This window comes from Streptomyces iakyrus, from assembly GCF_000717055.1.
In the GTDB taxonomy this organism is placed as follows: domain Bacteria; phylum Actinomycetota; class Actinomycetes; order Streptomycetales; family Streptomycetaceae; genus Streptomyces; species Streptomyces iakyrus.
Genome location: NZ_JNXI01000015.1, coordinates 80,702 through 105,803, shown reverse-complemented (window position 1 = coordinate 105,803; position 25,102 = coordinate 80,702). Strand labels below are relative to the sequence as shown.

The 25,102-nt window shown below is 72.5% G+C and carries 26 protein-coding genes; 9 read left to right on the top strand and 17 right to left on the bottom strand.

Annotated elements, in window-relative coordinates; translation table 11 throughout:
- The first annotated feature begins 7 nt into the window (after positions 1-7).
- Positions 8-1,963: an ABC transporter ATP-binding protein gene (locus OO68_RS23510; RefSeq protein WP_033310657.1), complete on the top strand. Its 1,956-nt coding sequence runs from the start codon at positions 8-10 to the stop codon at positions 1,961-1,963.
- 9 nt (positions 1,964-1,972) lie between these two features.
- Here OO68_RS23510 and OO68_RS23505 read toward each other — a convergent pair whose 3' ends face one another.
- The 3 genes from OO68_RS23505 to OO68_RS23495 all read right to left on the bottom strand — a co-directional run bounded on the left by OO68_RS23505 (position 1,973) and on the right by OO68_RS23495 (position 4,470).
- Positions 1,973-2,155, bottom strand: coding sequence for a DUF8839 family protein (locus OO68_RS23505; protein WP_010039591.1), 183 nt, complete (start codon positions 2,153-2,155; stop codon positions 1,973-1,975).
- 155 nt (positions 2,156-2,310) lie between these two features.
- A complete protein-coding gene (locus OO68_RS23500; protein ID WP_033310655.1) occupies positions 2,311-3,000 on the bottom strand; it encodes a DUF899 domain-containing protein in 690 nt (229 codons plus the stop codon).
- Positions 3,001-3,105: 105 nt separating this feature from the next.
- Positions 3,106-4,470, bottom strand: a complete 1,365-nt coding sequence (locus OO68_RS23495) for an amidohydrolase (protein ID WP_033310653.1) — start codon at positions 4,468-4,470, stop codon at positions 3,106-3,108.
- A gap of 134 nt (positions 4,471-4,604) precedes the next feature.
- Between OO68_RS23495 and OO68_RS23490 the strand changes: the two genes are divergently transcribed.
- Complete coding sequence (locus OO68_RS23490; protein WP_033310651.1) at positions 4,605-5,558, top strand: endonuclease/exonuclease/phosphatase family protein; 954 nt, start codon at positions 4,605-4,607, stop codon at positions 5,556-5,558.
- Positions 5,559-5,690: 132 nt separating this feature from the next.
- Here OO68_RS23490 and OO68_RS23485 read toward each other — a convergent pair whose 3' ends face one another.
- The gene (locus tag OO68_RS23485) at positions 5,691-7,586 is read right to left on the bottom strand and encodes an FUSC family protein (RefSeq protein WP_033310649.1); all 1,896 of its coding nucleotides are present in this window, start codon (positions 7,584-7,586) and stop codon (positions 5,691-5,693) included.
- 283 nt (positions 7,587-7,869) lie between these two features.
- On the opposite strand from OO68_RS23485, the gene OO68_RS23480 reads away from it, so the two are divergent.
- Complete coding sequence (locus OO68_RS23480) at positions 7,870-8,826, top strand: expansin EXLX1 family cellulose-binding protein (RefSeq protein ID WP_033310647.1); 957 nt, start codon at positions 7,870-7,872, stop codon at positions 8,824-8,826.
- On the opposite strand, the gene OO68_RS23475 is transcribed toward OO68_RS23480, so the two are convergent.
- Positions 8,813-9,592, bottom strand: coding sequence for a nucleotidyltransferase domain-containing protein (locus OO68_RS23475; RefSeq protein ID WP_033310646.1), 780 nt, complete (start codon positions 9,590-9,592; stop codon positions 8,813-8,815). The genes OO68_RS23480 and OO68_RS23475 overlap by 14 nt on opposite strands.
- A 242-nt stretch (positions 9,593-9,834) precedes the next feature.
- On the opposite strand from OO68_RS23475, the gene OO68_RS23470 reads away from it, so the two are divergent.
- Together OO68_RS23470 and OO68_RS23465 are read left to right on the top strand one after the other, a co-directional pair.
- The gene (locus OO68_RS23470; protein ID WP_033310645.1) at positions 9,835-10,236 is read left to right on the top strand and encodes a RidA family protein; all 402 of its coding nucleotides are present in this window, start codon (positions 9,835-9,837) and stop codon (positions 10,234-10,236) included.
- A 12-nt stretch (positions 10,237-10,248) separates the two neighbouring features.
- Complete coding sequence (locus OO68_RS23465) at positions 10,249-10,854, top strand: gamma carbonic anhydrase family protein (protein WP_033310643.1); 606 nt, start codon at positions 10,249-10,251, stop codon at positions 10,852-10,854.
- A gap of 1 nt (position 10,855) precedes the next feature.
- Here OO68_RS23465 and OO68_RS23460 read toward each other — a convergent pair whose 3' ends face one another.
- Both OO68_RS23460 and OO68_RS23455 read right to left on the bottom strand, forming a co-directional pair.
- Positions 10,856-11,578, bottom strand: coding sequence for an aspartate/glutamate racemase family protein (locus tag OO68_RS23460; protein WP_033310642.1), 723 nt, complete (start codon positions 11,576-11,578; stop codon positions 10,856-10,858).
- Positions 11,579-11,583: 5 nt separating this feature from the next.
- A complete protein-coding gene (locus OO68_RS23455; RefSeq protein ID WP_033310641.1) occupies positions 11,584-13,035 on the bottom strand; it encodes an NCS1 family nucleobase:cation symporter-1 in 1,452 nt (483 codons plus the stop codon).
- 165 nt (positions 13,036-13,200) lie between these two features.
- Between OO68_RS23455 and OO68_RS23450 the strand changes: the two genes are divergently transcribed.
- Entirely contained in the window at positions 13,201-13,863 is a 663-nt protein-coding gene (locus OO68_RS23450) for a GntR family transcriptional regulator (protein WP_033310639.1), read from the top strand.
- Here the strand turns inward: OO68_RS23450 and OO68_RS23445 are convergent.
- From OO68_RS23445 to OO68_RS23435, 3 genes are read right to left on the bottom strand one after another with little or no spacing between them, the layout of a single operon-like run.
- Positions 13,860-14,564: a uracil-DNA glycosylase gene (locus tag OO68_RS23445; RefSeq protein WP_078625423.1), complete on the bottom strand. Its 705-nt coding sequence runs from the start codon at positions 14,562-14,564 to the stop codon at positions 13,860-13,862. The two genes, OO68_RS23450 and OO68_RS23445, sit on opposite strands and share 4 nt — an antisense overlap.
- Entirely contained in the window at positions 14,564-15,937 is a 1,374-nt protein-coding gene (locus OO68_RS23440) for an MFS transporter (protein ID WP_106974403.1), read from the bottom strand. Before OO68_RS23440 ends, OO68_RS23445 begins: the two co-directional genes overlap by 1 nt.
- An 8-nt stretch (positions 15,938-15,945) precedes the next feature.
- Positions 15,946-16,596, bottom strand: a complete 651-nt coding sequence (locus OO68_RS23435) for an ArsR/SmtB family transcription factor (RefSeq protein ID WP_051814781.1) — start codon at positions 16,594-16,596, stop codon at positions 15,946-15,948.
- 123 nt (positions 16,597-16,719) lie between these two features.
- Between OO68_RS23435 and OO68_RS23430 the strand changes: the two genes are divergently transcribed.
- Positions 16,720-17,334 (top strand): RNA-binding S4 domain-containing protein, encoded by a 615-nt coding sequence (locus OO68_RS23430; RefSeq protein ID WP_051814780.1) that lies wholly within the window; start codon positions 16,720-16,722, stop codon positions 17,332-17,334.
- 99 nt (positions 17,335-17,433) lie between these two features.
- Here OO68_RS23430 and OO68_RS23425 read toward each other — a convergent pair whose 3' ends face one another.
- From OO68_RS23425 to OO68_RS23415, 3 genes are all read right to left on the bottom strand, one after another.
- On the bottom strand, positions 17,434-17,901 hold the full coding sequence (locus OO68_RS23425; protein ID WP_033311007.1) for a DoxX family protein: 468 nt from the start codon (positions 17,899-17,901) through the stop codon (positions 17,434-17,436).
- A gap of 171 nt (positions 17,902-18,072) precedes the next feature.
- Positions 18,073-18,753 (bottom strand): class I SAM-dependent methyltransferase, encoded by a 681-nt coding sequence (locus OO68_RS23420; protein ID WP_033310637.1) that lies wholly within the window; start codon positions 18,751-18,753, stop codon positions 18,073-18,075.
- A gap of 114 nt (positions 18,754-18,867) precedes the next feature.
- Positions 18,868-19,779, bottom strand: a complete 912-nt coding sequence (locus OO68_RS23415) for an acyltransferase domain-containing protein (protein WP_033310636.1) — start codon at positions 19,777-19,779, stop codon at positions 18,868-18,870.
- Between the two features lie 75 nt (positions 19,780-19,854).
- Between OO68_RS23415 and OO68_RS23410 the strand changes: the two genes are divergently transcribed.
- On the top strand, positions 19,855-20,118 hold the full coding sequence (locus OO68_RS23410; protein ID WP_033310635.1) for a DUF6343 family protein: 264 nt from the start codon (positions 19,855-19,857) through the stop codon (positions 20,116-20,118).
- Between the two features lie 16 nt (positions 20,119-20,134).
- Here OO68_RS23410 and OO68_RS23405 read toward each other — a convergent pair whose 3' ends face one another.
- The 4 genes from OO68_RS23405 to rpsA all read right to left on the bottom strand — a co-directional run bounded on the left by OO68_RS23405 (position 20,135) and on the right by rpsA (position 23,904).
- Positions 20,135-20,515, bottom strand: coding sequence for a tetratricopeptide repeat protein (locus OO68_RS23405; RefSeq protein ID WP_033310634.1), 381 nt, complete (start codon positions 20,513-20,515; stop codon positions 20,135-20,137).
- A gap of 50 nt (positions 20,516-20,565) precedes the next feature.
- Complete coding sequence (gene coaE / locus OO68_RS23400) at positions 20,566-21,186, bottom strand: dephospho-CoA kinase (protein ID WP_033310633.1); 621 nt, start codon at positions 21,184-21,186, stop codon at positions 20,566-20,568.
- A 54-nt stretch (positions 21,187-21,240) separates the two neighbouring features.
- A complete protein-coding gene (locus OO68_RS23395) occupies positions 21,241-22,179 on the bottom strand; it encodes a PAC2 family protein (protein WP_033310632.1) in 939 nt (312 codons plus the stop codon).
- A gap of 231 nt (positions 22,180-22,410) precedes the next feature.
- Positions 22,411-23,904: a 30S ribosomal protein S1 gene (gene rpsA / locus OO68_RS23390; RefSeq protein ID WP_033310631.1), complete on the bottom strand. Its 1,494-nt coding sequence runs from the start codon at positions 23,902-23,904 to the stop codon at positions 22,411-22,413.
- A 315-nt stretch (positions 23,905-24,219) separates the two neighbouring features.
- Between rpsA and OO68_RS23385 the strand changes: the two genes are divergently transcribed.
- Complete coding sequence (locus OO68_RS23385; protein ID WP_051814779.1) at positions 24,220-25,080, top strand: class I SAM-dependent methyltransferase; 861 nt, start codon at positions 24,220-24,222, stop codon at positions 25,078-25,080.
- Positions 25,081-25,102 lie beyond the last annotated feature (22 nt).

The following is a 25,102-nucleotide window of genomic DNA, read 5'->3' as shown; positions in this document are numbered from 1 at the left end:
GTCGACGGTGGCGAAGAAGCGGACCGCGCCGGAGGTGTCCGAGTCGGAGCGGCTGCTGTTCGGCGGCCCGCTCCGCTACGACATGGGCTGGAACCAGCACGCCGACGCGTTCCTGGAGCTGAACTTCCGCGCCATGATCACCCGGTTGCCGTCCCTGCTCGCGTCCAGCCTCCGGCTGGCCCGGCAGGCCGACCGGGGTGCGGCGCGGATCGTGCTGGCCGCCGAGGCGGGCCGGGGCGTGGCGCAGGCGGTGAGCCTGCTCGCGGTGAACACGGTGCTGGCCCGGCTGATGGGCGGCGGGGAGATCGGCGACCGGCTGCGCGGAGCCGTCCCCGCCCTGGTCACGGTGGCCGTCGTGATGTTCCTCGCGGCCCTGTTGCGGGCCGCGAGCACCTATGCCACCGGCCGCCTGGAGCCCAAGGTCGAGCGGGTTGCGACCGAGCGGTACCTGGAGCGGGCCGCGGCCGTCGAGCTGGCCGCGATCGAGGACCACGCCTTCCACAAGCTGCTGGACACCGCGCAGTACGGCGCCGCCTCCGCGCGCCGGATGATCTCCTACGGAACCCGCGTGATCAACGCGATGATCTCGCTGATCGCGGCGGCGGGCGTGCTGACCGTGCTGCACCCCGCCCTGCTGCCGCTGCTGGTGACGATGACCCTGCCGAGCGCCTGGAGCGCGCTGACCGTCGCCCGCCGGCGCTACGAGTCCTTCCACGCCTGGGTGCAGCACGCCCGGGCGGGCCGGCTGCTCGGCAGTCTGCTGATCGAGCCCGAGGCGGCCCCCGAGATCCGGGTGCACGGGGTCGGCTCCTTCCTGCTGCGGCACTTCCGCGCGATGTCGGAGACGGCCGAGGCCGAGCAGGCCCGCCTGGCCAAGCTCGCCGCCCGTACGGGCCTGATCGCGGCGGCGTGGACGGGCCTGGCGACGGTGGCGACGTACGCGACGCTGGGCGGGCTGCTGCTGGCGGGGGCGATGGCCCTGTCGGTCGCGGGGACGGCCGTGATCGCGATCCGGACCGGCTCGCAGAGCCTCGACACGCTCGTGGTGGAGGTCAACGCGCTGCACGAGGAAGCGCTCTTCGTCGGGGATCTGCACCGGCTGTACACCGAGGCGGACCAGTGGGCGATCCCCGCGGGCGGTGCGGCGCTGCCGGAGGATCCGCGGGAGATCCGCTTCGAGAACGTCACGTTCCGCTACCCGGGCGAGTCGGCCCGCCCCGCTCTCGACGACGTGACCTTGAGCCTGCCGCTGGGCCGGATCGTGGCTCTGGTCGGCGAGAACGGCTCCGGCAAGACGACCCTGGTCAAGCTGCTCGCCGGGCTCTATACGCCGGAGCGGGGGCGGATCCTGTGGGACGACGTGGACGCGGCGACCGTGGACCGGCACCGGCTGGCCGAGCGGATCGCGATGGTGGCGCAGGACTTCAAGCGGTGGCCGTTCACGGCCCGGGTGAACGTCGCCCTGGGGCGCTCCTCGGTGCCGGTGTGCGAGGACCGGCTGGGTGCGGCGGTCGCCGACGCGGGGGCGGAGACCGTGGTCGCGGACCTGCCGCGGGGGCTGGACACCCTGCTCGCCCGCAACTTCAGCGGCGGTCACGAACTGTCGGGCGGCCAGTGGCAGCGGCTGGGCATCGCCCGGGCGGCCTACCGCAGGGGCCGCATCCTGATCGTGGACGAGCCGACGGCGGCCCTGGACGCCCGGGCCGAGCTGGAGGTCTTCGAGCGGATCCGCGCCCTGGCCGACAGCGGCCAGACGGTCGTGCTGATCACGCACCGGCTGGCGTCCGTACGGCACGCGGATCTGGTGCACGTCCTGGACCAGGGCCGGCTAGTGGAGTCCGGGACACCGGAGGAGCTGCTGGCCACCGGTGGCGTCTACGCCGAGTTGTACGCGCTCCAGGCGGAGCAGTTCGCCTCGTCACCCGCACCGGTGAGGAAGGTGCCGGCGCCGAAGGCGGGCTGACGGCACGGGTCAGGCGGTGGCGTCGGCCACGTCCCCGCTGCGCACGATCACCAGGAACATGTCCGTGGCGAGGTCCATGACGACCTCGGCGGGCAGGCCTTCGCTGCGCCGTGCCTGCGCGAATTCCTCCGCAGGCCAGGAGCCTCGCGGCCCACCGGCGGGAAAGCGTTCGAGCACCGTTCGCCCGTTCACCCTGCACCTCCATGTAGCGCTGTACTCGTAGAGTTAAACGCCAACCATGGGGTGAACGGCTCGCGAAGTGACGGTACTGAGACGTAGTTGACACGCGTTCACCGCCAAGTGTGACCAACTTCTCAGCCCCTTGGCCTATATGTTCACTTTCCGTATCAGTCGTCGTACTCGTCGTGATACCGGATGTGCCCACGTCCCGCAGGCGCCCCAAAGGCCGACGCGCGCCCCCTGGGTTCCTCCCACCCCTCCTGGCGGCCCAGCGCGGTGAGGTCCAGCAGGCTGGTGGTCGAGCCGAGGCCGTCGAGGCCGCGCTCGTACGTCGAGTAGGTGTGGAAGACCCGGTCGCGGTTCCGGAGGAAGCAGCTGAGGCCGGGCCGCTCGACGAGTTCGCCCTCGCGCTCCAGGGTGACCTCGAAGTCGCGATTGAAGTCGCAGGCGTGCGACGAGTACCAGGGCAGCGTCCAGCCCATCCGCGCCTTGAACGGCAGGATCCTCGGGTAGGGCGCGCGGGACACGGCCGCGAACGACGTGTCACGGGCCCGAAGATGAGCAAGATGCCCTATTTGGTCCAGGAATGCGGAGCAGCTGCGGCAGCCCGCGTCCCACTCGGGCGCGAACATGAAGTGGTAGACGACGAGCTGGCGCCGGTCCTCGAACAGGTCGAGCAGGGTGGCCTTGCCGTCCCCGCCCTCGAAGACGTACTCCTCGCCGACCTCCACCATGGGCAGTCCGCGCCGCTCGGCGCTGAGCGCGTCCCGCGCGCGGGTGGCGGCCTTCTCCTTGAGCAGCAGTTCCGCGCGTGCCGCGCGCCACTCGCCGCGCGAGACGATCTCCGGAAGCGACATGGGCCCTCCTGTGACAACGGTCCGTCCGGGGTGGTGACCGGCGGGAGGGGTGGAACTCATCGGCGCCCGGGCGGAATTTCCCGAGAACGGCCGGAACGCGTGCCGCTAGGTGTCGTACCGCTGGATGCGCCGGCCGTGGCTGCGGTCGATGAGTGCGGGCAGGCGCTCCCCCAGCTCCCGTACCACCGCCGGCACGTCGATCGTCAGCAGTTCCCGGTCGCGCATCAGGATCCGTCCGTCGACGATCGTGGTGCGGACGTCGGCGGAGCGGGCGCTGTGCACGAGGGTGGCGGCGAGGTCGTGGACGGGCTGGGTGTGCGGCCCGGTGAGGTCGACCAGGACGATGTCGGCCCGCCGGCCGGGCGCGATGCTGCCGGCGCTGTCCCCGAGGCCCACGGCACGGGCGCTCTGCAGCGTGGCGTGGTGCAGCGCCTGGCGGGAGGTCAGCCGGCGGGGGTCGCCCTCGGCCGACTTCTGGACCAGCGAGGTGAGGGCCATGGACTCCCACACGTCGAGGCTGTTGTTGGAGGCGGCGCCGTCGGTGGCGAGCCCGACGTCGACGCCGATGTCGCGCAGGGCGCGCACCGGCGTGGTGTCCGGCCAGGCGAACTTGAGGTAGCCGCGGGGCGCGGTGGCGACGGCCGTGCGGCCGTCGGCCTGCTCCAGGAGGGGGAGGTCGCTGTCGACGATGCCGGTGCCGTGGGCGAGGAGCAGGTCCGTGTGGAGGAGCGTGGTGCGGTCCAGGACCTCGATCGGGGTGACGCCGTGGCGGGCCAGGCTGGTCTCGGTCTGGTCGCGGTTCTCGGCGGCGTGGAGGTGCACGGGCAGACCGTGCGTGCGGGCGAGCTCGGCGGTGGCGGCGAGGTCGGTGTCGTCGACCGTGTAGGGGGCGTGCGGCGCGAGCGCGGTGGTGATCCGGCCGTCGGCCGCTCCGCGGTGGCGCAGTGCGAACTCCAGCGAACGCTCCCGGCCCTCGGGCCCCTGCGAGGAGAAGAAGGCCTCGCCGAGCAGCGCCCGCATGCCGGATTCCGCAACCACCCGGGCCACCGCGTCCATGGCGAAGTAGTGGTCGGCGAAGCAGGTGACGCCCGCCCGGATCATCTCGGCGCAGGCGAGCCGCGCCCCCAACTCGACGTCCGTCGCCGTGAGGTTGGACTCGACGGGCCAGACGACGTCGTTGAACCACTCCTCGGTGGGGAGGTCCTCGGCGAGTCCGCGCAGCGCGACCATCGGTGCGTGCGTGTGACAGTTGATCAAGCCGGGCAGGGCGACCTGGCCGGCGGCGTCGATCCGCTCGGCGGCGGGCAGGTGCGCGGCCTCCGCGGTGGTCGTGACGGCCTCGACGATCCCGCCCCGCACGACGATCGCGGCGTCCTGCGCGAACCCGATCCGCTCTTGATCGTCGTGCACGAGGACCGTACATGCGCTGATGATGAGCTCGGCGGGATCGTCCGCGGCAGAAGGCGTCATCACGCCAACGTACGACAGCGTCGTAGGGCGGCATGAGCCGAACCGCACATCCCGTCACGGCTCTGTCGCGGGGCGGGCCGGGCGCGCACCCTGGCCTCACCACCCCGTCTGTCGGCTTCTGAAAGGAGCCCGGCATGCTCCTCGGCACCTGGAACCTGGAGAACCTCTACCGGCCCGGCGGCCCGTACGGCCCGCCGGACGAGGCCGGGTACGAGGCGAAGCTCGCCGCGCTCGCCGCCGTGATCACGGAACTCGATCCTGCCCTGCTCGGTGTGCAGGAGGTCGGCGGCCCCGAGGCCCTGAAGGACCTGGCCGGGATGCTCGACGACGACTGGCACGTCGCCGTGTCCGGGCATCCGGACAGCCGGGGCATACGGGTCGGCTTCCTGAGCCGTACGCCGCTGACGGTGGTGGCCGACACGCGGGCGTTCCCGGCGGAGCTGCGTCCCGTCCAGGCCGACGACGCGGGGCTGACGGCGGGGCAGGCGGGGCGGGGTGTCCTGGCCGTGGAGACCGACGGCGGGGACGGACCGCTGCGGGTGGCCGTCTGCCATCTGAAGTCGAAGCTGCTGTCGTATCCGGACGGCCGGTTCCAGCCGCGCGACGAGGGCGAACGGGCCCGCTACGGCGCCTACGCCCTGTACCGGCGGGCCGCCGAGGCGACGGCGCTGCGCGCGCTCGCGGACGGGCTGCTGGCCGGTGACGGGCAGGGGCGGGACGTGGCGATACTGGGCGACCTGAACGACGAGGTGCAGGCGGCGACCACGCAGATCCTGCTCGGCCCGCCCGGCTCGGAGATCGGCACCCCCGGCTACGACCGGCCCGACCGGGGCGACGCGATGCGGCTGTGGGACGTGGCCCCGCTCATCCCGCCCGGGCAGCGCTGGTCCCGGGTGAACTCCGGGCGGCGCGAGCTGATCGACCACGTGCTGCTGAGCCACCGCCTGGTGCACCGGGTGACCGCGGCGGGCACAGGTCTGCCGGGCGAGGGCCCGCCCGGCCTGCCGTCGGTCGGCCCCGATCCGGCGGAGCGCCGCGGCGAGCCCGGGTCGGACCACGCTCCGGTGTGGGTACAGGTCGGCGGCTGAGCCGGTTGACGGTGCCGGAGTGTCTGCAGCCCGCAGCCCGCAGCCCGCAGCCCGCTCAGGCACGGCGGGCCGGCTCCGACGGCGGCCCTCAGGCACGGCAGGCCGGCGCCGACGGCGATGACCGGCTGTGGGCTAGCCGGCGAGGGGGGTCCGGGGCGGTGGCCGTAGTCCCACCCGCTCTCCCCGGCGGGCGAGTTCGGTGAGGACGGCCGCCAGGCGCTCCTCGTGGCGGGGCCCGATCCGGCCCGTGTCGTCGAGGTGCACGGCGCAGGCGGTCGTGGTGTCGACGAGGCGTTCGAGGAGGTCGGCCACCTCGTCCGCGCCCTCGGTGTGCCGGGCGAGGGCGGGCAGTTCGTGCGCGGAGAGGGAGATGGCCGAGCGGGCCTCGGCCAGCGTGCGGTAGGCCTCGCGGCGCAGGGTCCAGCGGGTGGCGCGGTGGTCGGAAGGGGTGCCCGAGGTCCCGATGCGGGGGGTGTCGGCCTCGTCCAGGACGTGCGTGAGGTAGGTGTGCGCGGCCTCGCTCGCCGCCGCGAGCCGGGCGCGCACTCCCCCGCCGCGCTGTCCGGGCATCGGCAGGTGCCCGACGATCAGCACGATCGCGCAGGCCAGCAGCGTCTCGCCGATCCGGCCGGCGGAGGCCTGGGGCTCGCCGCCGACCATGACGAGCGCGAGGACCAGGACGGTGGCGACGGCCGTCTGGGCGGCGAAGTGGCGGGTGGCGACGGGTATGAGTGCGCCGCTGAGGGCGACGAGCGCGATGAGCCCTTCCGGGCGGGGCAGGACCGCGGCCAGCCCCGCGAAGAGCAGCGCCCCGAGGACGGTCCCGGCGGCCCGGTTCAGCACCCGCGAGGCCAGCGGCCCCAGGTCGGGCTTGACCAGGAACACGGCGGTGGCGGGCAGCCAGTACCAGTGCTCGTGCTGCCCGTACCACTGGCTCTGGTGCAGGGCCTGGGCGACCGCGGAGCTGGCGCCGAAGCAGAGGGCGACCCGCAGCCCGTACTCGCGTCCGGCACTGCCGAAGGCAGCGCGCAGCCGGTCGCCCGCGCTGCGGGGACGGGTGTGCAGATCACCGCCCCGGCCCTGGTCGAACACCTCGGCGGCGTGCAGGAGGGCGTCGTCGAGGGCGCGCAGCGCGGGTGCCGACCGGGACGGGGCGGGCAGCGGCCCGGTGTGGGTGTTCCCGCGCACGGCGGCGGCGAGCCGCCGGGGACCTTCGGAAGCCCTCTCGGCGATGGGCTCCTCGGCCCAGGCGAGCGCGGTGGCGGCCTCGGCGAGGGGCAGGGCGGCGGCGTACTGCGCGTGCAGCCGCCGCTCCGTGGAGGAGGAGGCGTACCTCCGCAGCCGGGGCCCGGCGAGGGCGTCCTGGGCGTGGTCGAGGGCGGCGGTCAGGGCGGCCCGGCGACGGATGGCGTCCGGCCCGCCGACGGCGTCGAGCAGTTCGGCGACGGCCTCGTACACCCCGGCCACGGCCGCGCGCTCCCCGTCGAAGCGGAAGTCACCGGCGAGGGAGCCGGGCGTGGGCAGGACGAGCCGCAGCACGAGCAGCCAGCCCGCCCCGGCGAGATAGGCGAGCGCCCGCTCCCAGCCCGGCTCGGGCAGGGGCATCCCGGCGCCGATCGCCGCGCCGACCAGCAGCTGCGTCCCGACGGCAGAGGCGACGGGCCCGACGGCGCTCATCCCTCCGGCGACGAGCCCGACGGCCGTGAGGACCACGGTGAGCACGACCGCCCCGGCCCCCTGCCCCGTGTAGGTCCCGATCACGATCCCCAGTGCACCGCCCAGGGCGGGCACTCCGATCCGCTTGACGGACACGCGCCGGCTCCCGGGCCGGTCGTTGATCCCGGCCAGCATGGCGGCGACGGCGGCGACGACACCGAGGGAGGTCAGCCCGGTCTGTACGGCCACGAGCAGCAAGGGCCCGGCGGACAGGGCCCCCCGCGTGACCGCGCTCCAGGGCACCGGTCCCCGCTGTGCGCTCAGGGTGTGCGCGAGCCAGGGCGGCAGATGCGGGGCGATGCGGCGGGACACGGAGCTCCTGTCGTCTCGACGAGGGCAGGGAAGAGCCTTCGGGCGACGGCGGCCGGGGCGGGGTGTGGCTGCCCACGGTAGGCGGGGTTCCTGGAGGATAGGTTTCCGGAACGTGTCGGACCGCTCGGAACCGGCGTTCTTTATGTACGCAATCCGGAATGTGCGTAACCCGGAATGCAGGCGATTCTGAAACGAGCCCCGGCAACCTTTCCGGCACCGGCGACCACTGGTGAGTCGTGAGCGCGCGTTCTCCTGAACCACGCAAGGACTCGAAGGACTCACCGTGGCATCCGCATCCCATCGCCGTCCCCTCCGCAAGCGGCGCTCGGCTCTCGTCTGGACCGTCGCCGTGGCGGCCGTGGGCCTCCTCGTCTCGCTCGTGATCGCCCTGCGCCCGGACGGCGCTCCGGACACGGTGCGGACGGCCGCCGGTACGGCCGCCACCCGCCCGGGCGCCTCGCCCACGACAGACAAGCCCACACCGGCACCGAAGCCCTCGACGGCCTCCCCGGCTCCGCGGCGCACCCCCGCCGCCGCGCCCTCCGCGACCACCCCGTCGGCGCGGCCCTCGCCCGTCGCCACCCGGCCGTCCGCGCCACGTCCGGAGTCCGGCACGGCGCCCCTGGCGGGACGGATCAAGCCCGGAACCGCCTACACCGGCGTCGCCACCCACTACGACGCGAAAGACGGGGACGGCGCCTGCCTGTACGGGCCGAGCCCCGACCTCATGGTCGCGGCGATGAACCACGCCGACTACGAGACGTCCCAGGCGTGCGGGGCGTACATCCTGGTCCGCGCCGCGAGCGGCGCCTCCGTCACCGTCCGCGTCACCAACGAGTGCCCGCTGCCCTGCGCCCCGGGGCAACTCGACCTCAGCAAGGAGGCCTTCGCGAAGCTCGCCGGCCTGTCCGCGGGACGGATACCGATCACCTGGAGCCTGCTGAGCCCCGGCACGTCCGACACGGTCGCGATCCGCTACAAGACCGGCTCCAGCCGCCACTGGTGCGGCATCCAGGCACTCGGCCACCGCAACCCGCTGGCCCGGCTGGAGGCCAGGACCGGCGGCGGCTGGAGCCGGCTGACGCGTACGGAGTACAACTACTTCCTCTCCCCCGACGGCACCGGCTGCGGCGGCTCCCTCCGGCTCACAGACATCTACGGCGAGCAGCTCACCGTCGACGGTCTTGCCATCCGCCCGGACAGCGTCCAGCCGACCCGCGTGCAGTTCACCCGGCGGTGACGGCCCGCACGGCCCGGGCGAGGAGCATCTCCGCGTCGGTGACGGCCCGGGCGAGCGCGGCCGGGCCGTCCGGGAGGTTCCGCACGAGTGCGTCCACGTCCTGGAGTCCCGCCCGCGCCACCAGCCCCTTGTCGTTCGTGACCCACTCCCCGCGCGCCGCCAGCACCGCGTGCGCGGTCTGGGTCGCGGCGAGGGCGATCGCGCCCGCGACCTGGGTGACGGCGTTCTTGGGGGCGTGGCCCGCCTTGGCATAGGCAAGCGTGGCCGCGGCCATGCCGTGCCAGTGCGCCGGGGCGCTCACGCGCAGTGCCGGCGGATAGGCGCCCGGGTGCGGCAGTTCGCCCCGCAGCACCTGGTTGATCGCGAGTTCGGCGACGAGGAGGTAGGTCGGGATGCCGGCCAGGTGGAACATGAGGGGCTCGACGCGGAAGCGGCCCTGTTCCGCCTCGGCCCGTTCGCGTTGGACGACGGCCAGATCGCGGTAGTGCACGTCCACCCTCCTGCCCTCGATCGTCAGCCACGCGCCGCCGTTGAAGACGCCTCCGCCCCAGGCGCCGATCTCGCAGACCTCGCCCTCCCAGCCGACCGCGCGGAGATCAGCCGGGTCGAAGGCGCCGCGGTAGTACACCGCCAGGTCCCAGTCGCTGTCGGGCCGTTCGGTGCCCAGGGCCCGGGAGCCGCCGAGGGCGACGGCCTCCACGGCGGGCAGGGCGGCGAGGCGGTCGGCGGTGGCGGCGAGGAAGGTGTGGTCCGGGACGGTGGTCACGGCGGGCTCCTGGGCGGACGGGCGGACGGGGTGCGTAGGGGGCTGGGCCGCCGGGCGGTCCGGGATGCGTAGGGGACCGGCCGACGAGCGGTCCGGGATGCGCAGAGGGCTGGGCGGACGGGTCCCGGGAAGCGTAGGGGGACGGTCCGGTCGCCGGGAACCGAAATACGGGTGCGTGCGCGTGCCGGGGCCCCGATGATCGGTGGGTTGTCCTGTCGCCGCCCGCAGATCGGAGACCCCACGTGATCCGCCGCGTCACCGTCCCGGCCCTCTTCCCGCCCCCCGCCTACTCCCATGTGTCCGTCGTCGAGGCCGGCACGCGGCTGGCGTTCCTCGCCGGTTCCGTACCGCTGGGCCCCGACGGCGCGTTGGTCGGGCCGGGGGATCCGGTGCGGCAGGCCGAGCAGGTCATCGCCAACCTGCGGGAGCAACTGGACGCCGCCGGGAGCGATCTGGCGCACGTCGTGGCGACCGACGTGTACGTGGTGAGCGGTGAACCGGCCGTCCTGTCCGCCGTCTGGAGTGTGGTGGAGGCGTCCGGCCTCAGTGCGGGTCCGCACTCCTCGACGCTGATCGGCGTGGCGTGCCTCGGGTACACGGGACAGCTGGTGGAGATTACGGCGACAGCCGTCGTTCCCGAGTAGGCGAGGACCGCCATGTTGATCGAGCACCGCGGGCGGCGTCCCGTCGTCCCCGAGTCCGCGTACGTCGCCCCGACGGCCGTCCTGTGCGGGGACGTCGTCCTCGGTGAGCGCAGCCGGGTGCTGCACGGGGCCGTGCTCACCGCGGAGGACGGCGGGGTGCGGGTCGGGGCGGACGTCGTCGTGATGGAGAACGCGCTGGTGCGGGGGCGGTCCGCGCACCCCGCCGTGGTCGGTGACGCGGTGCTGGTCGGCCCGCACGCCCATGTCAACGGGGCGACCCTGGAGGACGAGGTCTTCGTGGCCACGGGCGCCTGCGTGTTCCCGGGGGCCGTCGCGGGCGCCGGTGCGGAGCTGCGGATCCACAGCGTGCTGCACGTCAACTCCGTGCTGCCGCCCGGCACCGTCCTGCCCATCGGCTGGATCGCGGCGGGTGCGCCCCGGGCGCGGCTCTTCGCCCCCGGGGAGCACGACGAACTCTGGCAGATCCAGGAGGCGCTGGACTTCCCCGGCACGGTGTACGGCATCCCGCGGGGCACGTCGATGCGGGAGGTGATGGCCCGGCAGGTGGGGTTCTACGGGGCCCATCACGACGACGTCGTCCTCGACGGCCCTGCATGAGCTACCGCCCCGCGGGCCTGCCCCATGCCCTCCGTTTCGGGAGCGGCTCGGCGTAGCTCCCCACCCGGCTCGTGGTCAGCCCCAGTGCCACCAGGGACTCCGCCAGTTTGACCGCCGCGGCGACCCCGTCGACGACCGGCAGTCCCAGCTTCTCCCCGACGGCCCGTTGCAGCCCCGTCATGCCGGCGCAGCCGAGGACGAGGACCTCGGCCCCGGCCGCGCAGGCCCGTTCGGCGGCGGCCAGGAACGCCGTCTCGGTGCGGTCGTCGTCGCCGAGGTCGAGCACGTTCAGGCCCGTTCCGACGACCGCCGCGCAGTTCCGTGCCACGCCCGCCGTCTCCAGGCTGTCCTCGATCTGGCCGCGCGAGCGCTCCAGCGTGGTCACGACGCCGTAGCGGCGGCCCAGCAGGCAGGCGAGGTGTGCGGCGGCCTCGGTGATGTCGACGACCGGTACGTTCACCAGTTCCCGCGCGCCCTCCCTGCCGTGCTCCCCGAATCCGGCCATGACCACGGCGTCGTACGGCGCCCCGTCGTAGGTCCGCAGCGTGTCCAGGACGGCCGCGGCGGACAGGTAGCTGTCGAGCCAGCCCTCCGCCGACGCCGGCCCCCAGGCGGGAGTCAGCCCGGTCACGGTGGTGCCCGGGCCTGCGGCGGCCCGGGCACCTCGTACGATCTCCTCGGTCATCTCCTGCGTGGTGTTGCAGTTGGTGACGACGATCCGCACGTCCCTCAGACCTCCGCGGTGGTGCGCTCGGGACGGCACAGGGCGGCGTACAGCCCGGCGGCGAGCGCCGTGCCGATGAACCAGGAGTACGGGGCCACGTCGCTGAAGGTCGTCACCAGCGCGAGCACCGCCGCGACACCGGCCGCCGGCAGGAACGCCCACAGCGCCTTGGGGTTGAAGCCCTTGCGGTAGTGGTAGCGGGCGCCGGGAGAGGCGTCGAACAGCTCGTCCACGTTCACACGGCCGCGCTTGACCCAGTAGTAGTCGACCATGATCACGCCGAACAGCGGGCCGAGGAAGGCGCCGAGGCCGCCGAGGAAGTAGTTCACGACGGTCGGGTTGGAGAAGAGGTTCCAGGGGGTGACGAGCAGGGCCGCGACCGTGCTGATCATGCCGCCGATCTTGAAGGTGATCTTCTGCGGCCACACGTTGGCCAGGTCGTACGCCGGGGAGACGAAGTTGGCGACGATGTTGACGCCCATGGTGGCGATGGCGAAGGTCAGCGCGCCCACCACCAGCACCCAGGTGTTGCCGATCTCGGCCACGAGGTAGGCCGGGTCGGTGATCTCCTTGCCGAAGACCTCGAAGGCGCCCGCGGTGACGATGACGGAGACGATCACGAAGGCCGTGGAATTGACCGGCAGGCCCCAGAAGTTGCCGCGCCTGACGGACTTGTAGTCGGGGGCGAAGCGGGAGAAGTCGCAGAAGTTGAGCATCAGGGTGCCGTAGGTGGCGAGGACCAGGCCGATCGCACCGAACCACTGGCGCCACTGCTCGCCGACGGAGACAGGGTGCGGGGTCGAGGTGAGCGAGATCGTCCAGCCGGCCTTGGCCAGGATCCACACGGCCAGCGCGATCATCACGAGCCAGATCGCGGGGCCGCAGAAGTCCTGGAACTTGCGGACCGACTCCATGCCCCGGCTGATGATCGCCGCCTGCACAAGCCACAGCGCGACGAAGGAGACCCAGCCGAGCGCGTCCAGTCCCAGGAACGAGTTGTGCGTCCACGACTCCAGCCCGGGCCAGGCCGCCAGCAGCATCACGTTGACGGCGACGGAGGCGAGGTAGGTCTGGATGCCGTACCACATGATGGCGATCACGGCCCTGATCAGCGCCGGGATGTTGGCGCCCCAGATGCCGAAGGCGATCCTGCTGACCACCGGGAAGGGCACGCCGTGGCGCTGGCCGATCTTCCCCATCCAGTTCATGCCGATGTAGATGATCACGAACCCGACGAGCAGGGACGTGAAGATCTGCCAGACGTTCATGCCGAGGAAGAGCAGCCCGGCGGCGAAGGTGTAGTTGCCGAGGTTGTGGACGTCGGACATCCACATGGCGAAGAGGTCGAAGACCTTCCAGTTGCGTTTCCCGGCGGGCGCGAGGTCCTCGTTGGTGAGCCGGGGATCAGGGAGGAACGCTGGGGTGCCGGTGTCTGCGGCACGGTCGGCGAGTGACACGGGGCCTCCATGAGCGAGGGGACGACGGAGGACTGCTCCGCAGGACGGTGGGGGCACCCTGCGCGCGTTTGGTATACCAAACTGCGGCCATGGTCTCCTCGTCAACCGTTCTGACCGATGTCGCTCTTGTTAACGCCCCGTAAAAGACACCTCGCGTCGACGAAGATGGGCAGCATGACGAAGATCGAACCCCTCGGAGCGGTCCGCGAGCGCGTCACGGCCGATCTGCGCCAGGAGATCATCGCGGGCAGCCTCCGCCCCGGGGACCGCCTGGTCGAACGCGAGCTGGCGGAGCGTTTCGGTGTCTCGCGCGTGCCCGTCCGGGAGGCGATCCGGGCCCTCGTGGCCGAGGGCTTCGTCCACTTCGAGACACCCCGCCGCACGGTAGTACGCCGTCTGACCCCGACCGACGTCAAGGAACTGTTCGAACTGCGAGAAGCCCTGGAGGTGTACGCCGCCGGGCTCGCCGCGTCCCGGGCGACGCCGGAGGACCTGGCGGAGGTCCGGGAACTCGTCGACCGCGCGGCCACCGCGACCGAGGCCGGGGACGCCGAGGTGATCACCGACGTCAACAGCCGGCTGCACGACCGCATCATGGCGATGGCCGGCAACAGCCTCCTGACCGAGGCCCTGGAACCGGTCGCCGGCCGGCTGCGCTGGATGACCCGGCGCAACGAGGAGTGGCCACAGCTGCTCGTGGAGCACCGCGAGCTGTACGAGGCCATCGCCTCGGGCGACCCGGAACGGGCCCGCGCGCACGCGCTGACGCACGTGCGGACCAACTACCGCTCCACGGTCCGCCACCTGTTCGGCGAGGAGGCTCCCTAGGGAGTGCCGGTGGGCAGACCCGCCGCCCGCCCGGCCGTCCGCAGGACGTCACGCAGCATGGTGGGCGTGAGCCGGCCGGTGAAGGTGTTGCGCTGGCTGACGTGATAGCAGCCGTAGAGCTCCAGGCCGTCGAGGCGGAAGCGGGCACCGTGCGAGAAGGCGGGGCGCGGCCGGGGCACGGGCCAGCCGGCCTCGGCGAACGCGGGCAGGGCGGCCTGCCACCCGAAGGCGCCGAGCACGATCACCGCCCGCAGGGTCGGGCGCAGCAGCCGCAGTTCCTGCACGAGCCAGGGGCGGCAGGTGTCCCGCTCCTCGGGGGTGGGCTTGTTGGCGGGCGGGGCGCAGTGCACGGGTGAGGTGACGCGCACGCCGTACAGTTCCAGGCCGTCGTGGGCGTGCTCGGCGGTCGGCTGGGAGGCGAGGCCCACGTCGTACAGCGCCTCGTAGAGGACGTCTCCGGAGCGGTCGCCGGTGAACATCCGGCCGGTGCGGTTGCCGCCATGGGCGGCGGGGGCGAGCCCCACGATCAGCAGCCGGGCGTCCGCGGGCCCGAAGCCGGGCACCGGCCGGCCCCAGTACGTCCAGTCCGCGTAGGCGGCCCGCTTGGCGCGGGCCGTCTCCTCGCGCCAGGAGACCAGCCTCGGGCAGGCCCGGCAGTCGGCGATGCGCCGGTCGAGGAGGGTGAGTCCGCTGGGGTCCATCACTCCACCGTAGGCGCAGGCGGGTTGTAGTCGTCACGAGGGCGGGACCCCCGGGACCGGTACGGACGCGCCCCCCGCCGGGCTCGGACTCCGCTGCCCTGCATGGCCCGTTCGTCGCCCCGGCGCAGCCAGAGCAGGGCCCCGGCCAGCAGCGCGGCGCCCGTCAGGAGCCAGGGCAGGGGGCCCGGCCGCAGCACCCCGACGGCCAGGCCGGTGAGCGCGCCGACCAGTTGCTGGGCGAGGGACTGGACCGACAGGGCGGTGGCGCGGCCCGCGCCGTCGACCCGGCGGTGCAGCAGGTCGTTCTCGTTCGGGGCCGCCGCGCCGAGACCGAGGTAGACCAGCCCGAAGCCGGCGACCGCCAGGGTCGTGGCCGCCGGGTGGACGGAGGAGGCGGTGACCCCGAGCAGCAGCAGGCCGCCCGCACCGGCCCCGAGACTGACCAGCACGGCACGTTCGCCACTGCCCGCGACACGGGCGGTGAGCGGCGCGAGGTGGCTGCCGAGGCCGGAGCAGAGGAAACCCGCGCAGGACAGGGCGGCATAGACCATCACCCCGGAGCCGTTGGAGCCGGTCAGCGCCGTCGTACGGCCCGGTACGAGCAGTTCGACGGCGGCCAGGGCGCTTCCGGCGGCCGCGGCACCGAGCAGGATCCGGCGGACCAGCGCGTCCCGCCCGCCCAGCCGGAGCCCGTCGACGACCGTGACCGGGACGCCGCGCAGCACCGAACGCAGGGTGGCCGGCGGCCTCGGCGGTTCCCGCAGGGCGGCGAGCGCATACGCGACGAACACGATCCTCAGCGCGGCCCCCAGCAGCAGGGGAACGGACAGGGGCAGCACGGCCCCGGACGTGGCCTCGCTCAGCCGGGCACCGAGGTCGGGCCCCAGACCGAGCAGCCAGGGCAGGGCGCCGCCGAGCAGGATGCCGGCCGCGAGCGCGGCGGAGGTCGCGGAGCCGCCCCGGGCCAGGCCGGTGCGCAGCTCGGCGTCCGGGCCGGAGCACGCCTGGACGGTGTCGACGTACCAGGCCTCGGCGGTGCCGCTGGCCAGGGCCCGGGCCACGCCCATGAGCACCATGCCGGCGGTGAGCAGCCAGGCGGAGGTGCCGAGACCGATCAGCACGAAGGCGACGACGCCGAGCCCTCCGGCCGCGGCCAGGACCGGCCGGCGCCCGAGGACGTCCGAGAGGCCTCCCGTGGGCAGCTCCAGCGCGGCGACGGTCAACGAGTGCACGGCTAACAGCCCAGCGACCGCGGCGAGGGACATGCCGCGGTCGGTCAACAGCAGCACCATCGTGGCCATGCCCAGCCCGGGCGGCAGCCAAAGGAGCGCGCAGACGATGACGTACCGGCGGCGAGCGGCCGGCTCGGTCATGAACGGCGTCACGGGTTGAGATCTTCGGCGTCGCGGCCTTCGAGGTCGCGGTCGGCGTGTTCGTGGGCGGAGTGTTCGTGGGCGGCGAGTGGGAGCCCGGCTGCGACGAACACGACGTGCTCGGCGCGCGGATCGTCCGCGTCCCGCGCGGTCAGTTCCTCCAGCTTCCCGGCGATGGTGTCGAAGAGCTCGGTGAGCGACGCGGCCGTCAACCGGGGCATGAGGTCGGTGATCCCGGACGGCTCCACCCACTCCTGGCCGAGCCGCCCGGCGGCCAGGTCCGTCTCGTACCGGGCGAGGGATCTCTCCAGGTGCTCGATCTGCCGCCGCCGCGCCAGGCCGACGAAGGCCCGGCCCGCCTCGGTGGCCTCCATCGACTCGTTGCTCCAGGACGTCAGGGTGTGCAGTGCCCGCCACCGCCGCTCCCTCCCGTCACGGTGCTCGGCCTCGGCGATGAACGCGTACTTCGCCAGCACCCGCAGGTGGTAGCTGGCCGACGCCGACGACTCCCCCGTCCGCGCGGCCAGCTCACTCGCCGTGGCGGGCCCGTCCTGCCGCAGCAGTCCGAGCAGTCGGATACGCAGGGGGTGGGTGAGCGCCTTGAGGGCGGCGGTGTCGCGCTCGGGATCGAGTACGCGCTTGTGCTCGTCGCTGTCCATGCCGGGAGGCTAGGCGGCCGGAGCACTTAGCAAAAGAGTTTTTGCAAAACTTGTTTGGCGGAGTCCGGTTCGGAGGACGATATTGCGCCCGGCGGGGCGCCTCGGAGGTTTAGGGTCGGGGGCATGGCTTCTCAGGGTGCGCAGCACGACAGGACGGACGGGACCGCAGCCCCGGCGGCCGAGTCCCCCGAGCCGGCCGGCAGCTCAGCGGGCGGCGAGACCCAGCCCCCGGACCCGAAGGTCGCCGCGGCGATCGCCGCTGCCGAGGCCGCGGGCCCGCAGGCCGGCACGACCGTCCGCGTCGACAGCTGGATCTGGTCGGTACGGCTCGTCAAGACCCGTTCCATGGGAGCCACCGCCTGCCGGGGCGGCCACGTGCGCGTCAACGGCGAACGCGTGAAGCCCGCGCACGGCGTCCGCGTCGGTGACGAAGTGCGCCTGCGGCACGAGGGCCGCGAACGGGTCGTCATCGTCACGCGGCTGATCCGCAAGCGGGTCGGGGCGCCTGTGGCCACCCAGTGCTACGTCGACAACTCCCCGCCACCCCCGCCCCGCGAGGCCGTCGCCCCCGCCGGCATCCGCGACCGCGGCGCGGGCCGGCCGACGAAGCGGGACCGCCGCGACATGGAACGCCTCCGCGGCATGACGGGCCCGGGCGGCATGCCCGGCTTCGGCCCTGGTCCGGGCGGCGGCCCCGGCGGGGGCTTCGGCAGCGGTTCACGCGAACGGAGGCCGTGAGCAGGCCGAGGAGAACCGGCGCCCCCCGGCGCGACGCCGGGGACGGGCCCTCCCCCTCCCCGACGCCACCGGAGCCGTGTGCGACCCGCCTCCGTCCGGTCACACCCGCCGCCGACGCAGCAGCAATCGCAGCAGATCCGCGTTGTGCTCCCGCCGTGCCCACGCGATGAGGGTGAGCGGCACGATCAGGATCACCGGCGTCGCCGCATACTGCCCGTCGAAGACGGATATCTGCACGACGAACGCGCCCACCATCAACGCCCCCAGCGCGATCGCCGCCACCGACTGGAGCACCGGGATCAGCAGGGCGATCGCCCCGGCCAGTTCGAGCGCGCCGATGGCGTACATCCCCGCGCTGCCCCAGCCGAGCCGCTCGAACGACTCGGCAGCCGACGCGTGCCCGATCAGCTTGGGCAGGGCGCTGGCGATCGCGTAGAAGAGGGCGAGCGCAACCTGCAGAGCGCGCAGGGCGATCCGGACACGCCGCCCACGAGCGGTCGCGGACTCGGCGATGACGACGCCGGCCGGGGTGGAGTCGGCGGTGACGGCAGCGGTGGTCTCGGACATGGAGGTCTCCTGGGTGAAGCGGTGCATGTGGTGTCGCAGTGTCGGAGAGATAGACCGGCCCTCACCCCGGAACTCATCGCCGCCGACGCGCCGAGGCCGATGATCCGCCGGCTCCGGTGCCGGCACCCAAAGGTGTGGCTCTGTTCTCCAGTCCGCGCAACTCCGTGCCGCCTAGACCGCCGGCACCGCCCGCACCCATATCCGGTCCTCTGTGAGATAGCGGTCCACCTTCAGGCCCGCCGCCCGGAGGGCCGCCTCGAACTGCTCCTTGGTCAGGGGCCGGGCCCGGAACGTCTGGGTCCAGATCGCGTCCGGGAACTCGTACTCGGCGCGCACCGAGTTGACCCCGTCGCCGACCGGCTCCGACGACGCGATGCGCACGGTGAAACCGCTGGGGTCCTTGCGCTCGCGCGGCACGTTCTCGTGGTAGTCCTCGCCCTCCCGCTGGATCAGCACGCAGCCGCCCGGAGCGACATGGCGTGCGCAGGTGCTCAGCAGGCCGCGCCGTACCTCGGCGTCTCCCGTGTGCACGAGGAACGACGCGAGCAGCACCACGTCGAACGTCTCGTCCAGGTCCAGCTCCTCGATCGGGCTGCATATCGTGCGCGCGCCGCGCACGTGCTCCAGCATCGGGGCGGACTCGTCCACCGCCGTGACCGTGAATCCGCGCTCCAGCAGTGCGTGGGTCATCCGTCCGACCCCGCTGCCGAGCTCCAGGATGCTCGCGCCCTCGGGGACGGCGGCGGCGATGACATCCGGTTCGTCCCCGACGGGCAGCCGGGAGTAGAGCTCCACCGCGCAGCCGTCCGGGGTGATGGCCCCGGGTCCCGTCCCCTGGTACCCCTCACGCATTTTCATCTCCATGCCCGTCCAACGGGCCGCATCCGCACGCCCGTTCCCGTGACAGCAGTCTTCACCCGACCGAGTGAACGGGATGGCGTGGACAGGGAGTTGAGAGCGCGACGGCTACAGCCGGAACCAACCGTGCCGCACGTACCAGTGACCGCCCGCCCGCAGATGGTCCCCCACCGCCCGCTCCACCGACGTGCGCCGCGGCAGACCGGCCACCGGCAGATCCGGGTCCCCGAAGACGAAGCGGACGGGCTCGGTGTCCGCCGGTTCAGGCTCCTCACCGGGGTCACGGCCGGGCTCGAAGCGTTCCTGGAAACGGACGATGTTGGAGTCCGGGGCCAGATGCTGCTTCAACTGCGGGTCGAGCAACCAGGAATGGCACACCGCCACCCGGTACCGTTCCCGCGGAAAACGGCGGGCGAAGAACTCCCGCGCCAGGTGCAGGGACCGGTCGCAGGCCGCCGGTGACAGCGGCCCCTGGAAGTCGGGGATGTGCAGGTTCAAGCAGGGCTCCCCCGGCGCCACGTCCAGCCCGGCCCGCGCCACCGCCCGCCCCGTCCGCTGCCCGAGGCGGGCCCGCTCGAACTGGAGCCGCCCCAGCTGGTACAGCTCACCGCGGAAGTGATGGGTGAGCCACTGCGGGGCCTCCACCCCTCCCCTGCCGTGCCGACGCCGGTGGAACGCCATGTTCCGTCCGAGGTCGGCGAGGGTGCGGCGGCTGACGTCGGCCGTGACCCCCCGCTCGCGGTGGTAGGAGCGCGTGTACGGCAGCGCCGCGACGAACACGTACACGGCCAAGTACGGACCCAGCGCGGCCGGGGCTCCGGCGACGCGCTCGGCGAGCGGCACCTCGACGCCGACCTCTCCGATGTCCCGTACCAGCTCCTCGGCACACTCCTGCACGAGCCTCGTGGCCCCGGCATCCGCCGTGAGCGTCCGTCGCAGGGCGACCAGGCGGTTGATGTCCTCGTGCGGCACCGCCAGGTCGAGCAGGGTCTCGGGCAGTGTGTCGGCGTCCGGCAGCATGGACGACTCCCCCTGTCGGCCTTGGTGAACCCTCGACACGAAGAGTACGTTGCCAGCAGGAGTGGTGATCGAAGGATGCGTACAGGCAGTGAACCGCGGACCGCGCGCAGTGCCCTGCGGGCGCGCTTCTGGCTGAGTGTGTGGGGGCTGGTCTGGGCGCTCATCGGGACGGTGGCGTTCGCGCTCGCCGGGCGGAACGGCTGGGCCATCGCCTGCGGTGTGCTGCTGCTGATCGTCACGATCGACCTTGCCGTCGTCCTACGGCACATCCGGCAGGGCCCGCACTACCAGCCGGGCCCAGGCATCCCGCCCTACCACCCGCCCGACCGGTGCCCCTGAAGCAGACGGGGACGGCTCACGAGTCGAAGTTCGCCGCCTTCAGGAACTCCGGGTTCGGGTCGAGCGCGGCCGCGAGGCGGAAGTGGCGTTTGGCCTGGTCGGGACGGCCCTGACGCTCATAGGTACGGGCGAGCGCGAAGTGCGCGAACGCGTTGTCCGGCTCCCGCTCCAGGACGATCTGGAACTCCAGCTCCGCCGGCCTCAGCTGCGCCGCGGCGAAGAAGGCACGCGCCCGCAGCAGCCGCGCCGCGGTGTTCTCCGGGTGCGTGGCGATGACCCCGTCGAGCAGCTTCACCGCACCCCGCGGGTCTCGCGCCGCGAGCAACTGCTCGGCGGCGCGGAAGTCGATGACATGCGTCTCCGGGGTACGTCCGGTCGAACCGCTGGTCTCGGGCACGGCAGAGTCCTTCCCTCACTGGACGGGTTCAACGCCCCCGCGGGATGCTGCTATTCCGCAGGGGACGGCCGGGGCGCCTGGGACCTGCGCACGAGCTCGGCCCACACGTCCTTCACGCGCCGCTCCAGGTCCTCCAGCGGGACGTCGTTGTCGATCACGATGTCCGCGATCTCCCGCCGCTGCTCGCGCGTCGCCTGGGCGGCCATCCGCGCGCGGGCGTCCTCCTCGGTCATGCCACGCAGCCGGACGAGCCGGTCGAGCTGGGTCTCGGGAGCCGCATCGACGACGATCACCAGGTCGTACAGCGGTGCCAGGCCGTTCTCCGTGAGGAGCGGGACGTCGTGGATGACGACCGCGTCCTCGGCGGCGGCCTCCTCCAGCTCGCGGGAGCGTGCGCCCACCAGGGGATGCACGATCGCGTTGAGGGCGGCGAGCCTGTCCGCGTCGGCGAAGACGATGGCACCGAGGCGGGGCCGGTCCAGGCTGCCGTCGGCGGCGAGGATCTCCTCCCCGAAGGCCTCGACGACCGAGGCGAGCCCCGGCGTCCCCGGTGCGACGACCTCCCGCGCGATGCGGTCCGCGTCGATCAGCACGGCCCCGCACGCGACGAGCAGCCGTGACACCTCACTCTTGCCGGCACCGATGCCGCCGGTCAGGCCCACCTTCAGCATGTCCCGCAGCTTAGGCCCTGCCACCGACAGGGCCCCCGCCGGGCCGCACCGGGGTCAGTTGTCGCCTTCTCGTTCCGCCAGGAACTTCTCGAACTCCTGGCCGATCTCGTCCGCCGACGGGATGTCCACCGGCTCGGCGAGCATGTTGCCGCGGGTCTCGGCGCCGGCGACGGCGTCGTACTGGTGCTCCAGGCCGTCGATGAGCGCGGTGAGGTCCTCGTCGCCCTCGCGGATCTGCCGGTCGATCTCCGTCTGCGTGCGGTGGGCGTCGGAGCGCAGGGCGTGAGCGATGCCCGGAAGGACCAGTCCGGTCGCCGCCGTGATGGCCTCCAGCACCGTCAGGGCCGCGTCAGGGTAGGGGGAGCGGGCGATGTAGTGCGGGACGTGGGCGGCCACGCCCAGGACGTCGTGCCCGGCCTGGAGCAGGCGGTACTCGATGAGGGACTCGGCGCTGCCGGGCACCTGCGCCTCGTCGAAGGGGCTGGGGTGGCCCGGGACCAGGTCGGTGCGGTTGCCGTGCGGGGTCAGACCGACGGGCCGGGTGTGCGGAACGCCCATGGGGATGCCGTGGAAGTTCACGGAGAGGCGGACACCGAGCCGCTCCACGATCTGCTTCACGGCGGCGGCGAAGCGCTCCCACTCCACGTCCGGCTCGGGGCCGGACAGCAGCAGGAAGGGCGCGCCGGTGGCGTCCTGGACGAGCCGCACCTCAAGGGCGGGGTCCTCGTAGTCGCTCCAGCGGTCGCGCTTGAACGTCAGCAGCGGGCGGCGGGCGCGGTAGTCGACGAGCCGGTCGTGGTCGAAGCGGGCGACCACCTGGTGCGGCAGCGAGTCGAGCACCCGGTCGACGATCTGGTCGCCCGTCTCACCCGCGTCGATGTATCCGTCGAAGTGGTAGAGCATGACAAGTCCGGCCGACTCCTGGGCGAGCGCCATGTCGACGACGGCCAGCCCCTTCGGCTCCCAGGCGTACAAATCCTGCGGATCAAGCACAGTGACCGCTCCTCCTCGTGTTCACACTCCACAACGCCGTTGCGGGCAGGGGCATTCCCGCAGGAGGAGATTCATGATCTTGGCAGTGGGAGCGGCGCCCCGTCAGGGGCGCGGGGCACTGCGCGACGCACCCCCGCGGCCCGCGGCCGGACGACGAGAGCCCGGAAACACCGAGGGGCCGCACCTCGAAAGGTACGGCCCCTCGATCAGGAGCTACAGCTCAGTGGGCGTTCAGCTCTGCCCACCGGCCAGCTTCTCGCGCAGCGCGGCCAGCGCCTCGTCCGAGGCCAGCGCGCCGGAGTTGTCCGGGCCCTCGGAGGAGTACGAACCGCCACCGGACGCGGCCGGAGCGGCAGCCTCGCCACCCTCGGCAGCGGCCTTCTCGTCCGCCTCGCGGGACTTGATGACCTGCGCCTGGTGCTGCTCGAAGCGCTGCTGCGCCTCGGCGTACTGGGTCTCCCACGCCTCGCGCTGGGTCTCGTAGCCCTCGAGCCAGTCGTTGGTCTCGGGGTCGAAGCCCTCGGGGTAGATGTAGTTGCCCTGGTCGTCGTAGGACGCGGCCATGCCGTACAGGGTCGGGTCGAACTCGACCGAGGCCGGGTCGGCACCGAAGGACTCGTTGGCCTGCTTCAGCGAGAGGCTGATGCGACGGCGCTCGAGGTCGATGTCGATGACCTTGACGAAGATCTCGTCGTTGACCTGGACGACCTGCTCCGGGATCTCCACGTGGCGCTCGGCCAGCTCGGAGATGTGGACCAGACCCTCGATGCCCTCGTCCACGCGGACGAACGCACCGAACGGAACCAGCTTCGTGACCTTGCCGGGCACGACCTGGCCGATCTGGTGGGTGCGGGCGAACTGCTGCCAGGGGTCTTCCTGGGTCGCCTTCAGCGACAGGGAGACACGCTCGCGGTCCATGTCGACGTCGAGGACCTCGACGGTGACTTCCTGGCCGACCTCGACAACCTCGGACGGGTGGTCGATGTGCTTCCAGGAGAGCTCGGAGACGTGGACCAGACCGTCGACGCCACCCAGGTCCACGAAGGCACCGAAGTTGACGATCGAGGAGACGACGCCGGAACGGACCTGACCCTTCTGGAGGGTCGTGAGGAACGTCTGGCGGACCTCGGACTGGGTCTGCTCCAGCCAGGCACGGCGGGACAGGACCACGTTGTTGCGGTTCTTGTCCAGCTCGATGATCTTGGCCTCGAGCTCCTTGCCCACGTAGGGCTGGAGGTCGCGGACGCGGCGCATCTCGACCAGGGAGGCCGGGAGGAAGCCACGGAGGCCGATGTCGAGGATGAGACCACCCTTGACGACCTCGATGACGGTACCGGTGACGATCCCGTCCTCTTCCTTGATCTTCTCGATGGTGCCCCAGGCACGCTCGTACTGGGCGCGCTTCTTCGAGAGGATCAGGCGGCCTTCCTTGTCCTCCTTCTGGAGGACGAGGGCCTCGATCTCGTCACCGACGGCGACGACCTCGTTGGGGTCGACGTCGTGCTTGATCGAGAGCTCGCGGCTCGGGATCACGCCTTCGGTCTTGTAACCGATGTCGAGCAGGACCTCGTCCCGGTCGACCTTCACGATGACGCCGTCGACGATGTCGCCGTCGTTGAAGTACTTGATCGTCTCGTCGATCGCGGCGAGGAAGGCTTCCTCGTTACCGATGTCGTTGACCGCTACCTGCGGGGTGGTGGCGGTGGTCTCGGTGCTGCTCGTCATGTGGGAAAGGGCTCCGGTACGGACATTGAAGTCGTAGGTACTGCTACGCCGGGAGCCCGTTTCGCTCTGCAGAAGCCGGACAGCCAAGGAAGCGCCACGCAGAAACGGTGGCGCCTCGACAACCGAGGGGACATACATACAGATGCGAGCGCAGCCTGCTACGTCTGAGGTGCGCAGGCCCGCAGCGCAACTTGTAGCATACGGGGGCAGCCGGGCAGGGTCAATGCGCGAAGCCGCCCACGCGGGGCGGATCGCCGCATTCCCGGCACAAGTCGTGTCGTCCGAGGCCACGCGGGCCGAGCGACGCCCCCTTTTGTGCCACCGCCGGGACCGGCTGGACGGAAGAGTACGACGAGGGAGCCGATCATCCAAGAGTCCGAAGCGTCCGAACCCGAGGCCACCCGGCGCGATGCCGATGTCACGGAGAGCTCCCGGGCCAATCGTGGCTGGTGGGACCGCAACGCGGACGAGTACCAGATCGAGCACGGCACGTTCCTCGGCGACGACCGCTTCGTCTGGGGCCCCGAGGGCCTGGACGAGGTGGAGGCCGAACTACTGGGCCCGCCGGAGGGGCTGAAGGGCCGCGACGTGCTGGAGATCGGCGCCGGCGCCGCCCAGTGCTCGCGCTGGCTGACCGCCCAGGGCGCGCGTCCGGTCGCCCTGGACATCTCGCACCGGCAGCTCCAGCACGCGCTGCGCATCGGCGGTTCCTTCCCCCTGGTGTGCGCCGACGCCGGTGCGCTGCCGTTCGCGGACGGCTCGTTCGACCTGGCCTGCTCGGCGTACGGGGCGCTGCCCTTCGTCGCCGATCCGCGCCAGGTCCTGCGGGAGGTGCGCCGGGTGCTGCGGCCCGGGGGCCGGCTCGTGTTCTCGGTGACGCATCCGATCCGCTGGGCCTTCCCGGACGAGCCGGGGCCGGAGGGCCTGTCGGTGTCGGCTTCCTATTTCGACCGCACCCCTTATGTCGAGCAGGACGACGAGGGCCGGGCGGTCTACGTCGAGCACCACCGCACGCTGGGCGACCGCGTCCGGGACGTCGTGGCGTCGGGCTTCCGTCTGGTCGACCTGGTGGAGCCGGAGTGGCCCGTGTGGAACACGTCCGAGTGGGGCGGCTGGTCGCCGTTGCGCGGGAACCTGATCCCGGGGACGGCGATCTTCGTGTGCGAGCGGGACTGAGCGACCAACGACTTCTGCCCGG

Coding starts and splice junctions, on each gene's coding strand:
- OO68_RS23410 (WP_033310635.1), top strand. CDS start 19,855: ATGCGTACAGGCAGTGAACCGCGGACCGCGCGCAGTGCCCTGCGGGCG.
- OO68_RS23440 (WP_106974403.1), bottom strand. CDS start 15,937: ATGACCGAGCCGGCCGCTCGCCGCCGGTACGTCATCGTCTGCGCGCTC.
- OO68_RS23500 (WP_033310655.1), bottom strand. CDS start 3,000: ATGTCGCTTCCGGAGATCGTCTCGCGCGGCGAGTGGCGCGCGGCACGC.
- OO68_RS23495 (WP_033310653.1), bottom strand. CDS start 4,470: ATGACGCCTTCTGCCGCGGACGATCCCGCCGAGCTCATCATCAGCGCA.
- OO68_RS23420 (WP_033310637.1), bottom strand. CDS start 18,753: ATGCGTGAGGGGTACCAGGGGACGGGACCCGGGGCCATCACCCCGGAC.
- OO68_RS23430 (WP_051814780.1), top strand. CDS start 16,720: ATGGCTTCTCAGGGTGCGCAGCACGACAGGACGGACGGGACCGCAGCC.
- OO68_RS23435 (WP_051814781.1), bottom strand. CDS start 16,596: ATGGACAGCGACGAGCACAAGCGCGTACTCGATCCCGAGCGCGACACC.
- coaE (WP_033310633.1), bottom strand. CDS start 21,186: ATGCTGAAGGTGGGCCTGACCGGCGGCATCGGTGCCGGCAAGAGTGAG.
- OO68_RS23465 (WP_033310643.1), top strand. CDS start 10,249: ATGTTGATCGAGCACCGCGGGCGGCGTCCCGTCGTCCCCGAGTCCGCG.
- OO68_RS23450 (WP_033310639.1), top strand. CDS start 13,201: ATGGGCAGCATGACGAAGATCGAACCCCTCGGAGCGGTCCGCGAGCGC.
- OO68_RS23445 (WP_078625423.1), bottom strand. CDS start 14,564: ATGGACCCCAGCGGACTCACCCTCCTCGACCGGCGCATCGCCGACTGC.
- OO68_RS23490 (WP_033310651.1), top strand. CDS start 4,605: ATGCTCCTCGGCACCTGGAACCTGGAGAACCTCTACCGGCCCGGCGGC.
- rpsA (WP_033310631.1), bottom strand. CDS start 23,904: ATGACGAGCAGCACCGAGACCACCGCCACCACCCCGCAGGTAGCGGTC.
- OO68_RS23425 (WP_033311007.1), bottom strand. CDS start 17,901: ATGTCCGAGACCACCGCTGCCGTCACCGCCGACTCCACCCCGGCCGGC.
- OO68_RS23415 (WP_033310636.1), bottom strand. CDS start 19,779: ATGCTGCCGGACGCCGACACACTGCCCGAGACCCTGCTCGACCTGGCG.